This is a genomic window from Bacillus solitudinis (assembly GCF_002797395.1).
GTDB lineage: Bacteria > Bacillota > Bacilli > Bacillales > Bacillaceae_D > Halalkalibacter_A > Halalkalibacter_A solitudinis.
Genome location: NZ_KZ454943.1, coordinates 138,724 through 155,096 on the forward strand (window position 1 = coordinate 138,724; position 16,373 = coordinate 155,096).

The 16,373-nt window shown below is 36.5% G+C and carries 9 protein-coding genes and 1 pseudogene; 2 read left to right on the plus strand and 8 right to left on the minus strand.

The window, feature by feature from the left end; genetic code table 11:
* Positions 1-261: 261 nt before the first annotated feature.
* Positions 262-1,496: pseudogene (locus tag CEF19_RS00765) on the plus strand (IS110 family transposase).
* A gap of 437 nt (positions 1,497-1,933) precedes the next feature.
* Here CEF19_RS00765 and CEF19_RS00770 read toward each other — a convergent pair.
* The 8 genes from CEF19_RS00770 to CEF19_RS00805 form a co-directional block, all read right to left on the minus strand.
* Entirely contained in the window at positions 1,934-5,404 is a 3,471-nt protein-coding gene (locus CEF19_RS00770) for a glycoside hydrolase family 3 protein (protein WP_100404313.1), read from the minus strand.
* 299 nt (positions 5,405-5,703) lie between these two features.
* Positions 5,704-7,275 (minus strand): alpha-L-rhamnosidase-related protein, encoded by a 1,572-nt coding sequence (locus CEF19_RS00775; protein WP_100404314.1) that lies wholly within the window; start codon positions 7,273-7,275, stop codon positions 5,704-5,706.
* A gap of 93 nt (positions 7,276-7,368) precedes the next feature.
* On the minus strand, positions 7,369-7,644 hold the full coding sequence (locus tag CEF19_RS00780) for an alpha-L-rhamnosidase C-terminal domain-containing protein (RefSeq protein WP_157801061.1): 276 nt from the start codon (positions 7,642-7,644) through the stop codon (positions 7,369-7,371).
* 81 nt (positions 7,645-7,725) lie between these two features.
* Complete coding sequence (locus tag CEF19_RS00785; RefSeq protein ID WP_100404316.1) at positions 7,726-8,601, minus strand: carbohydrate ABC transporter permease; 876 nt, start codon at positions 8,599-8,601, stop codon at positions 7,726-7,728.
* Positions 8,598-9,443: a carbohydrate ABC transporter permease gene (locus CEF19_RS00790; RefSeq protein WP_100408150.1), complete on the minus strand. Its 846-nt coding sequence runs from the start codon at positions 9,441-9,443 to the stop codon at positions 8,598-8,600. Before CEF19_RS00790 ends, CEF19_RS00785 begins: the two co-directional genes overlap by 4 nt.
* Before the next feature lie 96 nt (positions 9,444-9,539).
* The gene (locus tag CEF19_RS00795) at positions 9,540-10,889 is read right to left on the minus strand and encodes an ABC transporter substrate-binding protein (RefSeq protein ID WP_100404317.1); all 1,350 of its coding nucleotides are present in this window, start codon (positions 10,887-10,889) and stop codon (positions 9,540-9,542) included.
* Between the two features lie 153 nt (positions 10,890-11,042).
* On the minus strand, positions 11,043-12,551 hold the full coding sequence (locus CEF19_RS00800; RefSeq protein ID WP_100404318.1) for a response regulator transcription factor: 1,509 nt from the start codon (positions 12,549-12,551) through the stop codon (positions 11,043-11,045).
* 4 nt (positions 12,552-12,555) lie between these two features.
* The gene (locus CEF19_RS00805) at positions 12,556-14,361 is read right to left on the minus strand and encodes a cache domain-containing sensor histidine kinase (RefSeq protein ID WP_100404319.1); all 1,806 of its coding nucleotides are present in this window, start codon (positions 14,359-14,361) and stop codon (positions 12,556-12,558) included.
* A 1,045-nt stretch (positions 14,362-15,406) separates the two neighbouring features.
* Here CEF19_RS00805 and CEF19_RS00810 point away from each other — a divergent pair.
* Complete coding sequence (locus CEF19_RS00810) at positions 15,407-16,237, plus strand: YndJ family protein (RefSeq protein ID WP_264755115.1); 831 nt, start codon at positions 15,407-15,409, stop codon at positions 16,235-16,237.
* The last annotated feature ends 136 nt before the right edge of the window (positions 16,238-16,373 follow it).

Consider the following 16,373-nt stretch of genomic DNA (forward strand, 5'->3'; position numbering starts at 1 on the left):
CCTCGTTCGTATTATAAGGTCAGCCAGATAAGAAAATATTTCTGGTTGACCTTGTTTTATATGGTCTTATTATAACAGTAGCCGGGGTAAAACGTCTCTGCCCGTGGGACATAGATCCCGTCAAGTAAACAGTTTACCCCCTACTTGTAGAAACATGATTGAGGCTGGTTGGGACGTAGATCTCGTATAACAAGCGAAGCTGTGACACTACAAGAAGGAATTAGGGGTACCGGTTAGATTATCATTTGGAGGGGATTTAGAATGAATCCAGTCATTGGTCTGGATGTGTCAAAAGGAGAAAGTCAGGTTCAAGCATTTCTAGATAAAGGGAAACCATACCGTAAGAGCTTTAAAGTATCACATATTAATGAGGGACTTGAATCCCTTGTGGAATTCATCGAAGGTTTGACTGCTGAGATAGGGAAGAAACCTCCGGTTATTCTGGAAGCAACAGGACACTATCAAGCTCCTATTGTTCACTATCTCCAGGAGCGAGGCTATCTCTTAATCATTATTAACCCATTGATTTCTTACAAGGCCAAAAGTTCAAGTTTACGAAAGGTTAAGACGGACGCTGCTGATGCTTATCTTTTGTGCGAACTCTATTATAAAGAGGAACTTGAGCCATACAAAAGCGTGGCGTTCAGCTCTTAAACTTACGTGACCTTACGAGACAACACGAAACTATTACTGGTACTTTAATTCAGACAAAACTACAATTCCAAGCGATTTTAGATCAAGTATTTCCTGAATTCAGAGGTGTGTTTGGGGATTTATATTCGGTTGTGTCGCTATTAACTTTAAAGAAATTTCCTTCGTCTGAAGATATTTTAAATGCCAGTGATGAGACCTTGACCGAAAAAAAACACGAGTATTGTAAGAGTCGTTCACGTAGTTGGGCTAGTGATAAAGCAGCACAAATCAAAGCTGCGGCAATTCGAAATCCGTTTGAGAGAGCCGTTTATCAGAGTCACATTTTGAGTCTTGGAATGTTTATTACTATTATTCTCCAATACAAAGAGCACCTATCAAAGTTAGAATCAGAGATAGATACCCTTGCGCAAGAAATTGAAGAATATGAAATTATCAAATCAATTCCTGGTATCGGAGAAAAGAGCGCGGCAACGATTATATCCGAAATTGGAGAAATTGATCGATTTGATCACCCAAAGAAGCTAGTGGCTTTCGCGGGAGTGGATCCAAGCGTTTTTGAGTCTGGTAAATTCACGGCTACAAAGAATCGAATTACCAAGCGTGGTTCCAGTAGGCTTCGTCATGCATTATATATGGCAGTACGTTGTGCCATTCGAGACTGTCGTAAAAAGAAAACGAGTGATGAGATTATCCCTCGTAATAAGAAATTACGTGAGTTCTACGATAAGAAACGTGACGAAGGAAAACCTTTCAAAGTAGCTGTCATTGCTTGTGTAAATAAGCTCTTACATTGGATTTTTGCCCTGTTAAAAAGCAACACATTATTCCAAGATGTCGTATAATCACTACGTCTAGCTAAATAGTCCAAAACCTTCCAAGTGCTGAGAAATGGTAGGTTATTTAGTGTACTCATTTTTAGTATATCATTTGCATTTAAACTTTTTTATTGAAAAATATTGACAAACTATTAGCTGGTTTACTTTAAGTACAATCTTTCACAAACTCATTTGCACTTTAACATAAATATCCATTTTATTCGTCATATTTTTTGGTACAATCTGGGCCTGAAATGAAAAAGACGCATTCTTTTTTAAAGAAATGCGCCTGCTTGTTGAATATCCTTTTCTATTGAATATTATCGTTGTACTACGTAATAAGAGTTAGTGCAAGGTTTGGCCTGTTAACGTTTGACCTGAAATTTCTAAAAAAAGAACACAGCCCTGCCTTACGGCAACGACTGTGTCTCTTTTTTCATTTAATCGACGACGAGGTGTCCCACTTAATTGGCACTCTTCTCTTTTGAATTACTCTTATTAGAAGACGCATTCTGAAACGTCAAACTGTCAATTCGTATATCAGGTGCATGAAACACAACGTAAACCGTTTCTTGTCCTCTTGGTGCATTCTTGCCCAGGTTGACTGTTACATCTGTATAACCTAATTCATTAACTAATACACCAGCATTTTCAATTGTATACGTGTTCTTTTCCGTTTTCGGTACTTCAATTTCTGCAAAAGGTTCGTTCTCTACAGAGCCCGCATGCAACGTTATCAATCCACCATTTGCATCAGAAGCAACAGATGCTGTTACACGATCTGATCCTGTTAACACCACTTTTGGTAGTGCTACCCATGCATCTTCTTCTTTAGAGCGAACAGCATGATAGCCGCCAACAACCTTCCTCTCTTTTAAGTTTTCAGCCGTTCTTCCCTTAGATACCTCATGATAAATAACTTCATGGGCAGCAAAGGCATGGTCAAACACATTAAATGGTTTGTTTGTTGGAAGAGCCTTGAGTGAATCACCAGCGATCTTTACCTTTTTCACTGCATGAATGTCTTGTGATGATGATCCTACCATAAGGTCATATTCTCCTTCTTCGACAACAAACTCCCCTGCATTAACATCCCAGATCGCTAAATCTTCGGGATCGACTGTTAAAGTTACTGTTTTCGTTTCTCCTGCCTTTAATGAAATCTTTTCAAATGCTACAAGTTGCTTATGTGGTGTGTACTTACCATAAGCTGACTGGTTATTATTTCCATAAACTTGAATAACTTCAGACGTATCTACTGTCCCTTCATTCGTGACGTTCACTGTAACTTCAAAAGACTTATCTTTCTTGACGGTAGACGGAATATTTAAATCTCCGTAAGAAAAGTCACTGTAGGAAAGGCCATACCCAAATGGATACGTTACTGATGCGTTCGTATACATATATGTCAGTTCAGATTCAATGTGATCTGCATTTGTCATATCAATCTGATAACGCGGATCAATATTGTCTAACGTTACAGACTTATTTCCTTCTGGAATCACGTACTCATTAATTTTTGGAAAAGAAGACATATCTGCGTACCATGTTGAAGTTAAACGTCCAGTTGGTGCATAGTCCCCATATAATACCTGAGAAAGTGCATAAGAATCATACTGACCTCCATAAGGTTGGTAGACAATTGCAGAAACATTTGGATTGTTTTGAATTCTCTCCATTCCAACAGGGAAGCTTGATTTCACAACAACAATGGTATCTTTTCCTTGTTCGGCAAATGCTGCTGATACTTTTTCAACTAATTCGTAATCTGCCTCACCCATATCTAATTCTGATCGGTCATACCCTTCTCCCGCACTATGGCGCGGAATTGCTCCGACAAACACAATTGCATAATCATCTGTTTGCGCACGTTTAGAAGGTTCTACTCCCACTTCTTGCACAATAACTTCTTCAAATTTCACATCATCATTTCGGCTTGTCGCCTGTTCAGCATTGCTAAGCGTGGAAGACGCTGTTTTCAGCTTTCCATCTGAGTCAGTTGTGATGAAGCGGCTATTGGAGTAGTACCAGTTCGTGAAGTCACCACCAAAACCGGTGCGATACCCATTTGCAATTAAAGAAACCGTTTCGTCTTCATTTTGCTCTATCCGAATGGTCGGCGGGATCGCACTAGTGTTTCCAATCATATTTGCTAAATCCCAATCGTTATCAGTTAGATTCAAGCTCGTATCATTAGTATTCTCCACAGATGCATTCGCTCTAGTTGGAGAAGTAACCCAACGATTATTTTGTAACGAACGTAGACTGTATCCTTCTTGTCCCCAGTCAAAGACTTCGAATAGATGTGCAGGATTAGTCTCGTCAAATGAATCAGTCGTTGTCACAAGCTGTGATCCTTCTTTTTCCTCTGAAACTTGCACAACTTGATCATTCAATTTTGACGATAGTCCTACAATTTTAGCTCCAGTATCATACGAAACATTATTAGCACCATTTGATCGGATAATGGCTAGTAATGGTGAAATTCCCGAATTTTCGATATCTGGGGTTGAACGTAACGAGTAAACCGTCTTAAATCTTGAATCAGCATAAACACCAGAAACAGCGGCTTTTTGATTCTTTTTAAGCGGTAACACCCCTTCATTCTTAAGTAAAATAATACTTTCTTGAGCAGCTTGTAAAGCAACTTCCTGATGTTCAGGCTTATTGTACGTCGCAGGCTCCGCACGCACATCTTTTGCTTGTTCAGCAAATGGATAATGCTTTGGAATTCCGTTCTCGTCTACTTCGTTGAAGATACCAACACGAACCATTTGGTTTACATGAGGACGTGCTGCTTCAATTAAATCTTCCGCAGTGATATCGTACGTACCTTCTTCAACGGCATCTACCAAAGCTCCAACATCGGCTAATGCATTCTGAGCATTTGGTCCCGGACGTCCGGCATTAGCTCTAGCCAATATCATTAATACCGTGGCATGTGTCCGGTCAACAGCATATTTAGTATCGTAGCCATTACCTTGCATATTCTCACCAAACACATGTGCATCACCGTTAAAGTCTGGAGAACTATACACTCCAAATTTCGAATGATCATTCGCATGAATCTGATAAGGTGACAAAATATTTGGTATTCCATTTGTGCGACCGAAGGATGTCATAACTCCAGCAACTGAACCAGAGCTAAGTGCTTTCAAAGGACTACGTGTTCGATATTCATAGATAGAACGCGCTCCAGCACTATTACTCGAAGATTGACGGAACCACTGAGAATTATAAACAGAATAATGTTTTGTTCCTACAGCTGCCCTCATCCAAAATCCGTCATCACTATCAGATTGATCTATACCACTTAGACCTGTTGCCATACTATCAATCATCATACCAGCCATGTAAGCGTCTTCTGAAAATCCTTCGTCAAACCTCCCGCTAAGCGGATTGATGTGTAAATCGCTTACGACCGTAAAAGCAACAGTTGCAGAAGGGTCTGATCCTCCATGTATATTTGACTCACCTTGTTTGACTTTTAATGTACTAATCTTCTCATTCCCGACAACTTTTCCAATTTCATTTAGAAGCTCTTTATTCCACGTTTGACCCATTCCAACTAAAGCCGGAAAATCAGTAGATACCCCTTGTACGTTGTCAGCTGCAGAAAGAGCACCGGGTATAGTATTTCCAGCATTCTCACCACGTTGCAATGTATAATGATTCCTTGAACCTGTTGCATAAACTGCTGGTCCTTCTAATCCTGTATATTCAAAATAAGTATCAACAAAATCATCTAGGTGTTCAGGTACACCATCAAACAACGGCATGCCGTCAAAGACCCCACCAACCTGTGTTTTAAAAACAGGACTATTTTCAGCCCGCGTCGGTTGAGGATTAAAACCAACTACTCCTGATGTAAGGGTCACAGCGAGCAATAAAGATAACGTCTTTTTACCCAATGCTAAACGTTGTTTCTTTTTCATTAAGTGAACACTCCTTCTCGCTTTATTTTAAAGCGCTTTCATAATGAGGATTGACATCTTAATCTTCAGTATAAAAAAATAATAGTGACACAATCTTTATGCTAGATTACATCTTTCACACCTCCTTTTTTTTGCTATATTGGTACTTCTATTCTTATATTAAACGCTTTCTTGACTTTTTCAGACCAACGATTTTAACTAAAAAAGGGGGTGATTTTTACTTTTTTAAAAATCACCTCCCTTTCACAGATTAAATTAGCTTTTTGTTTTTATACGCATCGCGCGTTTCCTTCTTTATTTTAAATTTCAAACTCTCTAATTAAGTAGGTTGGCGTACAACTCCAGGCATGACAATAACTATTAATAAGATGGTTTCCATAAGGAGAAAATTCTTTATCTTCTGGATTATATAATTCCCAGAATGTATCAGCTCCATCTCGAATCATTCCACCCCAATATTGCTTGATAAGAGCCACCGCTTCATCTCTTTCTCCACTTAATAACAGAGCCTCTGCTAAGTGATGATACATATACGGTGTGACCATTCCTATGCTAGGCTTTTGTTTCAGAAGATGTTTCATTAATTCCATATTCTTTTCCTTTTCAAAAACCTCAGCTAACACCATCCAAACTTGACTAGCCCACGATACTTGCCGGTTCTCTCCACTGATAAAGAAGCCTATTTCATCATCCCATAGTTGTTTTAATGATCCGTCGATTACATTTTCAAGCTTTTGTTTGAAATAGTTCTTTTCATCATTTTTCTCAAGTACTTCAGCTAATGTTATTGCCCGCTTAAGGCTATAAATTAAAATAGCTTGAGACGGTGCTTGTTTATTTAATTCTGGGTGCCAATCAATAAATGACCACCAAGAAGGGTCATCTCTAACAACATCATTTTCATCTAAACGCTCAATGCCTATTTCGATCTGTCGATAAGCAACAGGCCAGAGCTCTTGTAACGTTTCAACATCCTTCGTTTCCATATAATAGTCGTAAAGTGTTGTTGCAAAGAATAGTGAATAATCATACAAAAATGTATCATCCGGAATGAGTGTTGGTGCGATAAAAAGATTTGCTGCTACTTGACCATAACTGTTAGGAACAGCAGCAAACTGATATAAATTCCGTTTCACTAAATCATTGTTCTTGAATGTTGAATAATTCGCTAAAGCCTGCAAACGGAGGTCCCCAAGCCATAACCGTCGATCTCGTTTAGGTCCATCTTCAAACACCTCTTGCATACAATCTTCAAGTGTCTTGATGCTAATTTCATCAATCTTTTGCAAATCAGCATCATTATGATTAAGCGGGGAAACCTTGCTAACATCAGCTGAGGTTACAGTTTTGCATGAAATCTCATTAAACTTGACCGTATACTTTTGAGACGTATCAAGAACATCGACCTTTACATAGCGAAAGCTGTATCGTCTCGGTAGGTTCATTTCGTTTGGTAGTACGTCCACATAGATTGTTTCCTCTTGAAGCCACGAAGAACTAATCCAGCCATCATAGCTTGAAAACGGCTCTGATACTTCCACTGGCATTTCACCAAATGTAAGACGCATGGATAAAGGCGCATCAGGAGGACTTCCTACAGGAGAAAGTGTCAAAGATAGATATCCAACCATATGCTGACCAAAATCTAAAATAAAGGAAGTTCCTTTTCTAAAATCTTTCTCTTTCAAGTTGTTTACTGATTCTATCACCTCTACTTTCCAACCATGAATGCTTTGTTCATCTTGAACGGTCTCAATTAGGTTTATGGGATAGACTCTCTTCGAAAAAATTTCCGGTGCTAATTCCTCTGCCGTCTTCTTAAACGCTTCATTGTGAATAACTGTATGTGTGTTTCCTTTTTGAAAACTCATGAGTTTCCCCTACCCTTCTTCATTTTTGAAAAAAAGATGTACCGAAGGCCATTTACCTTTTGATACATCCTTTCTCATTTAATACCTAAACACCTAACTTCCTGACCCTAAATCAATGACAACATCAGAATTTGTTGATGTACAAGATTGAATCCCTTTTGCTTCGTTTACATATGTACCACTTTCTAGAATGTTATCCGTTTTTGCATTAGGAAGTGTAATTGTCGCCGTTGTATTTGAAGGAACTGTTACTTCTACAACCATTTCCTCTTCGTCTTTTATCCAATAGCTGCGAATCGTGCCATACATCGATTCAAATGTACCTTCTGCCCAATCTAACCCAACCCCTGGTTTTGGAGCAATTTCAATCTATCCAATTGGGTTTATTCTATATTCACAACGAACATCTATGATTTTGAACATTCTATTCCTCCTTTCTAATCGAACTTATTATCCTTTTACAGCACCTGAGGTCATTCCTGCTACAATTTTATTGCTAAAGAATAAAAATAGTATAAATGGTGGTATGGTGATTAGTAAGACGTTTGCAAATAATAGATTCCAAGATGTATTATACATACTCATGAAGTTATAAAGTGTTAACTGTACCGTTGCATTTTGAGCACCTGGGAAGAAATAAAGTGGATGCACAAAATCATTGAAAATATTAACAGCATTTAAAATGATGACTGTTGAATGAATTGGTTTTAATAATGGGAAAATGATATTAAAAAACAATCTCCAGCTACCACACCCATCAATGATGGCAGCCTCATCAATTTCTCTTGGAATGGTTGCAATAAATCCGTTATATAAAACGATTGAAAATGGAATCGTTAATGCAACCATAATTAAAGTAATTCCAGGTAATGTTTTAAATAAATGTAACTTCTCTAGAACCCAAATCGTCGGCACGATAGCTGGTGGTATCATTAATCCTGATAGAAAAAGAAACGCCATCATTGAAACACCTTTGCCCTTACGTCGTTGTAGAACAAAACCAGTCATCGAACAAACAACTACTAATATCGTAATGGAAAGTACTGTGATAACAGTACTATTAAAATACGCCGTTAAAAGCATCCCATTTCTAGCATTTAGTACTTCTGTAAAATTGCTTAAAATTTGGAATTCGCTTGGCCAGCTCATTGATAACTCAGCAGCTTCCTGACTCGTTTTAAATGAATTGACAAAGATAAAATAAAATGGAATTAAAAAGATAATGGAAAATAAAAGAACGGCCACAGCTTCAATTAAAAACTGAATCCCATTTTTCTTTTTCTTACCTGTTTCAGAATTTTTTGTTGTAACCACTTCGGTTCTCATACGTCCACCTCTTTTCTGTTCATAAATTTAAACAGTGGAAATACAATAATTGCGACCATCAGGAATAAAATTACATTCCCTGCAGTGGCTAAACCATAGAAACCACCTTGATATTGCTTATAAATAATTGACGCAATCAAATCGGAGCTAAAGCCCGGACCACCTTTTGTCATTGCCCATACTAAATCAAATGTACGCAATCCACCGATTAACGCTAGCAATGTTACGGCATTGATAGCTGGTCTAGAAAGAGGAAGGGTGATGTTCCAAAAAGCATTAAACTTATTTCCACCATCTATTTGGATTGCTTCATAATAGTCCTTTGGTATAGACATGATACCAGCAATGAAAATAATCGTTGCAAAGCCTACCCCTTTCCACACATCAACGAGGGCAACTGATAAAAGAGCTAAGCTAGGATTTCCTAACCAGTCAGGACCATTTATGCCGAAAAGGCCTAGAACTTGATTAATTAATCCGTTAGAAGGGTGCATTAATACACTGAAGGTAATCCCAACAGCAATTGTACTCACTAACGTTGGAAAGAACACGGCCGAACGAATAAAGCTTTTAGACTTTAATTTAGAGCAAAGGAACACTGCAAATAATAGTCCAAAAATAACTTTTAATCCCGCTGTTACAATAGCAAAAATAAACGTATTTTTAAAACCAATCATAAGTGACGATTCTTGGAAAAACATTAGATAGTTTTCAAAGCCAATCCATTCCCAGTCACGTAGATTCCATCTCGTAAAACTAAAGAAAAACGATAATATTGTTGGTACGATAAATAAAATAATATAGATAACAGCTGCTGGTATTAACAGCGTATAGCTATACATATTTTTTTCTTTCAATGTACTCACTCCTCACTTTAGAAAATCAGTCCTGCACATACATGCAGGACTTTGTGATTTTCCTTATTCACTCTTGCTTACTTACCAACCTTCTAATCCAAGTTGTTTTGCTTGTTTTTCAACGTCTCTATCATATTTCTCTGCACCTTCTTGTGCAGAAGTCATTCCTAATCCAACCTCTACCGTAATTTGCTCAAGAGCAGGACCTTTAATTGGTGATAGAAACTCTAATGCTGGTGCCACTTTACCGTCTTCAAGATATGGAACCATCTCTTTTACCGCTTCATACGCATCTTCTGGAAGATCAACACCCTTAATAACATAAGGACCATTTGCCTTCATCTCTGACATATAAATTTCTAGGCCTTCAGGTGAAACAAAGAACTCCATCCACTGCTTCCCAGCTTCAACTTTCTCAGAGTCCTTATTTAGGTAAATCGATCCTGGCATCCACAATGTCAGACCATGATTTTCACCATCATCACCTGGTTGACCAAAGAAACCAATGTCATCCATGCTATCAGGATACGTAGCTTCAATTGCAGGTAAAGCAAATGAAAGCATAGGATAATGTGCAGCCTCACCTAGAGCAAGCATTTTTAATGCATCTTCGTATGATGTTGCTGTTTGTTCGTCATTAAAGTGACCAGCTTCTTGTAATTCCTGTAATTTCTCAAAACCACGTACTGCTAATGAATTGCTTGCGATTTTGTCTGCATTGTTCGTAAAGTCTTCTGCAAAATCCGGTTGTTCTGTATGAACATTATAATAGTCTGCAAGAAATACTAATTGTGATGTCCATGTATCTTTAAAAGATGCAACAACTGGAACTTTACCAGCAGCTTTAATTTTTTCATTATTTTCTAACAACTGCTCCCACGTTTTCGGTACTTCTAAACCTAATTCTTCATAAACCTTTTTGTTATATAACCAACCGCCTACATTTGCTGATTCTCCTGGAATTCCAAAAACTTTACCATTTACTTCTACTGTTTCTTTATAAGAATCATCCAGTACTTCCATAAATGATTCATTTGCTAAATCCTCAAAATACTCTTCAGGGTTTAGGGCCTTGAATAATGAGCCAGAGTTATACCACATTAAATCTGTCATTTCTCCCGTTGCTAACCGTGTCTTAACAACGTTATCACCTTCTGTTCCACCTGGGCGAACTTCAAATTCCGTTGTAATGTTATATCTCTCTTTGATCTCAGCCGCAACTGACTCAAGCCCATCCATTACGGTTTGATTATCTACTAAAAAGGTAACCGTTGTTTCTGGTAGTTCTTCACCTGTTCCCTCTCCTCCAGTAGAGTTCTCTGAACCTGATGCCTCATCATTTGAACTACTTGAACTACACCCAGCTATAAACGCCACTGAAAGTAAAATAAGAGCTAACAATAATACAGTCTTCACTCTAAACTTTTTCATCTTTGTAACCTCCCTTTATTAATTAGAAAGTTTTATCAACGTTTCTAGTTTTATATTAAGCGCTTTTATTTAAAATGAAGTCCTATAATTTTAACTAAAAAAGGGGGTGATTTTAACTATTTAAGAATCATACCTTTTACTCTCGTATTAAAATCAACCTCGTAGTTTTTTATATTCTGTTGGTGTTACTCCTGTTATTCGTTTAAAAACAGAACTAAAATGTTTTGTATCCTCATAACCAACCATCTGACCTACTTGTCCTGTTTTTTCAATGCCTTGGTCAAAAAATTCCTTTGCTTTATCGATTCGATAGCGCATTAAATAATCTGAAAAAGTATCTCCTGTTTGTGCTTTAAATTCACGTGATAAATAACTTAAACTTACATAATACTCATTGGCAAAATCTTGAAAGAATAAATTTTCTTGATATTGTTGATGAACCCAATCAATTACTCTAGGAATTAATTGTTTTGGTGCAACTACTTGTGGCGTGTAACTTTTAGCTAAGTCTGTTACAATTTCAATCAGCCATTCTGTTAAGTCACTAAACCTTACAAGTTCATCAATCTTGTCAATATTTTCCATATTTATTTCTAGATCCCCCCCGGTCCCTTTTTGCTGTTGTAATTTAAACGCTAGCGCATAGTACATATTTGTTACAAATAATTTTAATTGCCTTTGAGTTATTTCTTGCTCATCGATTATAGTAGCAAGTGTTTCAATCACTTCTCTTACTTTTAAAATCTCTCCTTTTTGAATATGTGATTCAATGATACGTATTTTCATCCATGCTTCTGTCAAATCTTCATCTATTTCTAAAAGGGTATCAGGCTTAATAAATGATGAGTGTCCAAATAACATATGAGTTTCAAGCTGTTTTGTTAAGAACATATACACTTCTTTTATGTTTTCATTTATTTTTTTTCTAGCATAGCAAACATGAATAGTCATTTCGTTCTTTAAAATTCGATATAAACATTGAACATTCGCTTCAGCCATGTGATAGTCCATTACATTCGATAAGGGCATTAGAATTAATTTTCGTTGAGCGTCTAAGTCCACACAGTAAACCTCTTCTAACGGTACAATTTCTTGTGAAACATATTTTTTTAGTTCATCATTTGAAAAAGAGCTACCTTTCCATGCCGATTTTGAATTCCAGTTTTCAGCTAGTAAGCATACAACGAAATAATCCAGTTTTTGAATGCTAGAAGAGTCTTCTTCACTCATACTTGGAGTTAAAAGCATTTGGTTAATAGACCATTGCTCTCTTGCCTGTTTTTCTATCGTTTCTATTTCAATCGAGGCAATGGCTTTGTCGACCGTTTCATATAAGTCGTCTTTTTTTATCGGTTTTAATAGATAATCAACAATACCAAGCTTTAAGCCTTGTCTTGCATAATCAAACTGGTCGTGTACACTTAAAATCATACAATTAATGTATTTATCTTTTTGTCTTAAATTCTTAATTAACTCTAAACCATTCATACCAGGCATCGTGATATCTGATACAACAAGATGAGGATGGATTGTCTCCGTTGCAGCAAGTGCATCATCACCATTTTCATAGGCGTACACATGATGGGTTGGCTCATATCGTTTAAATAGTTCTCTCAATTCAGCCAAGGCCCATCGTTCATCTTCTACTAAAAAAATATTCATGCCACTAGCCTCCTTTCGGTTTATCCTTGTGAAAAGGAACCGTTAGTGTAACACACGTACCTTCTCCAACTTCACTCGTAAACTGTAAACCATTAGAATCTCCATATAATAACTGAACCCGTTGCTCTATATTCATTAAGCCAATTCCATTCTCCTCAGAAGTCATTACCACCGATAAGGATACTTTTTTTCGAATATGTTCCAATGTTTCTTCCACCATACCCTTGCCGTTATCTTTTACCTCTATAACAAGCTTGTCCCCTACCTGATAAGTTTTTAAAGAAATCACGCCTCCACCTTTCACATCACCTAATCCATGATTTACAGCATTCTCTATCAACGGTTGAATAGATAATTTAGGGATAGTGGCATGCAAAGTAGACTCCTCTATATCTGTTTGTAAGACAAAACGATCTCCAAACCGATGATATTGTATCTTCATATAATTCTTAACATGGTCTAGCTCATCTTTTAGAAGAACCGGTTCCGTCGCATGTTTCATGCTATATTTAAATAAGTCTGAAAGCGATTCTGATATTTCTGCCACTTCCTCTACCCCTTTTACACGGCTAATCGATTTCATAACATTTAATGTATTATATAAAAAATGCGGATTAATCTGAGATTGCAAAGCTGCTATTTTTGCATTTTTCTCAGTGAGTTTTGATTCATAAACTTCACGAATTAAACGATTAATACTATCTAGCATGTTATTATAGACACGACTAAGTAAGTCCATTTCCGCATTTCCTGTAACCGTCATCCGTTCATGTAGATCCCCTTGTTCAACAAGTCTCATTTTTGTTATCAAATTTACAATTGGTTTTGTAATGTGATGCGATAGAAAATATGAAACAAGAGCAATTACGATTATTGCCAATAAACCGCTTACAAAAATATATGTTAAAATTCTCCGTTGTTCAGCAATGATAAACTCATCTGAAATGGCTATAAGTGTATTCCAGTTAGTAAACGATGATTTTTCATAAGAGTATAAATAGCTCTGTCCTTGCCACGTAAAATTCCCACCCCGATTAGGTCCTTGGAGTACATGTTCTACCCCAATATTTTTATATCCAGTAAATTCACCTTGATTATCAAAAATTATATGTCCATCATCTGTAAGTACAAACACTCGAACATACTGATCCAATTCATGTTCATGTTGTAAAACAACAATTTCCTCCATTGCCTTCGTGTTAATGTCTATTTTAAGTGTCCCTATCTTTTCTCGTTGCGGAATTTGATAAATATTACGGACTAGTGAAAATACATGCTCCTTTTTACTGGTATTTATTACTGATGGAACTGTTGGAATTGTTGGCAGAAGAAGGAACTTACTTTTTCTATGCTTGTCCAATTCAATAAGCCACCGATCATTACCCAAAGACTGCTTAACATCTACTTTTCCTCGTTTAGAATAACTGAATATTTTACCGTTTAATGTGTAAAGCCCAATATTCTCAATTTCAGGTCTAGGATAAGCGAGGTTAAATAAGCGAGGGTACATATTATTCCTTATACTAACATCAGCGTATGGGCTGGTTTCGTCATAGTTAGTAAGGGTCTCTTGGATGTACGGGTCTGTGAATATCGCTAAAGAAAGCCTTTCGATATCTTTAATATAAAGGTCTATCGTCCTAGAAAACTGGTTTGTCATAATCCCCGATAAAGATAAGGTCTGTCTCTCCGCATCATCAACATTACTGTAGTAGAACATAATACAGATCACACAAATAATTGCTAACAAAACAGTTGAGAATGTCAGAAACATTTTTGTTTTTAAACTTGAATTCTTCCATTTATTCATGTTGTCCCTCTGCTCACCTTTAATTTATAATTTAATTTATAAGTTAATAACTGGAGAATACAATCACTTATAATCCACGACTAGGTATACTACTTGAGAAGATATAACTATGGCGATTAGTTCAAGGATTTAGAAACCTCCGCCAAAAAGTTGAAGAATGAATCAATCGCATCTTAATGGCCATGTTCCTCTACTAATTCGCGGGTAAGCACGTTCAATCCTTTAAAACAGTAAGATATATACTTTGAAGTTTTTTTAACAGTAGGTTTTACTAACATAGAACATTCTACGCAAAAACTAAAAAGATGCTTACCTCCTTATTCTTAATTTTCTCGCGCAATGACGTTGCTTGACTTATCGTATCTTCTGATTCGCCTTTTAATATAGTAGCCTTTTCAATTCAACCGTCTTCACTAAATGTAATTTCAACTCCATACCTTCTACTAAATCAGAAGGTAGCTCTCAATCGGTACATAATCATGGACATTCTCTTCTTCTCTAAGCAGGTGTTTTAAAACAACAGACTCTTATTGCGCAGTATATGTCTATTACGCAATATAAATGTTGTTCCGCAATCTAGCATATTTGTTGGGCAATTATACACAAGAAGACAGTGGAATGTCGACACCAAACTAGACAACTTTTTTGTGGTGTAAATATTTGTATTCGTCCTGCTATGATTCAGGTGATTCTAAAACAGCACCGTCTAAAAACTCATGGGCAAGAAACTGATTAATCCTTTCTTTTGTTTTTTTTAATGCTCTACCAGATTAATGTTCTTCAGCTGTGCGTTGACTTATCGTCATTTTCAAGGTTTAAGTCACCCGTTCTTTCATCACGTTTCGAATTTGCTATAATAGTACTGTAAATTTATTTCAGACTATCAATAACTATTAAGAGTATACTAATTTCACAACTTAACGAAACTGAAAGGAAACTACTAATCATGAAACATCCATTTTTTTCGTCTATAATAGGAGGTATCATTAGCTTTGTAATTTTTACATCTGATTTTTTCAACTTCAGTCTGATAGAGAAATTTTTAATGTTTGCGTCTTTCGTAATTTTACCACTAGTTATTATTTTAATTAACAATAAGGATCAAACAAAGTTTCAAAGAAAGATTTATTCCTTCATAACTGTTCTGCATTTTCCTGCAGCCCTTCTATCTTTAGCTTCCCTTATGAGTAGCAAAACCTGGGAAGCAGGAAATAGTGCCCTTTCAGGATTTTTGTCTCTTGCGTGGCTTCTTTTTACTTTTTTACTCGCTTTAAATGGATTGCTTCTAATTTCAGAGAAAAAAGAAAAGATAGAAGAAATAGCAATCGGTGCAGGGTTGATTTATTTTTTTATTGGAGGTATTTGGTATTCCCTTTATCAATTTCAACTAACCTTTCTACTAGTCGATCCTACAGTAAGTGCTTTAAGCTCCGTTCATTTTCATTTTTCATCTGCAATTGTTCCTATTTTTATTGGAATGTTAGGACGGATCTTGTTCAAAAAAAGCTGGTATAGATGGTTAGTTGTAATTGATATTATCGGACCAATTTTGATTGCCATTGGGATTGTTTTTTCTAAGCCACTGGAGATAATTGGTGTAAGCATCTTTGCCTGTAATATTATTTTTTATTGTACCTATCTCCTTTTGAAAGTCAGAAAAAGTACTAAGAAAAGTAGTGGAAACTTATTTTTAACCCTTTCCTCGCTTGCATTTTACAGTATCATTGTCATTTCAATTTATTATCCGATAGCCAAAAGATATTTTTCCTTAACCATTATGGATATGGTACCTATATACGGATCACTACATGCGTTTGGCTTTGTATTATTTGGATTGTTAGGATGGATCTTGGGGACAAGGGGACAGGACCACTGAAAAAGCGGTCTTTTTTAGCTCATTTTCAACTTGGTTTTTGAATTGTAGCTAGTTTTATTCAAAATGAAAAAATGAAATACAAAAATAAGTAATTAACAGTCTTTTTAGAGATAGTATGTTTGCTATCCTCTTTAAG

Coding starts and splice junctions, on each gene's coding strand:
- CEF19_RS00805 (WP_100404319.1), bottom strand. CDS start 14,361: ATGAATAAATGGAAGAATTCAAGTTTAAAAACAAAAATGTTTCTGACA.
- CEF19_RS00785 (WP_100404316.1), bottom strand. CDS start 8,601: ATGAGAACCGAAGTGGTTACAACAAAAAATTCTGAAACAGGTAAGAAA.
- CEF19_RS00795 (WP_100404317.1), bottom strand. CDS start 10,889: ATGAAAAAGTTTAGAGTGAAGACTGTATTATTGTTAGCTCTTATTTTA.
- CEF19_RS00770 (WP_100404313.1), bottom strand. CDS start 5,404: ATGAAAAAGAAACAACGTTTAGCATTGGGTAAAAAGACGTTATCTTTA.
- CEF19_RS00790 (WP_100408150.1), bottom strand. CDS start 9,443: ATGTATAGCTATACGCTGTTAATACCAGCAGCTGTTATCTATATTATT.
- CEF19_RS00775 (WP_100404314.1), bottom strand. CDS start 7,275: ATGAGTTTTCAAAAAGGAAACACACATACAGTTATTCACAATGAAGCG.
- CEF19_RS00810 (WP_264755115.1), top strand. CDS start 15,407: ATGTTTGCGTCTTTCGTAATTTTACCACTAGTTATTATTTTAATTAAC.
- CEF19_RS00800 (WP_100404318.1), bottom strand. CDS start 12,551: ATGAATATTTTTTTAGTAGAAGATGAACGATGGGCCTTGGCTGAATTG.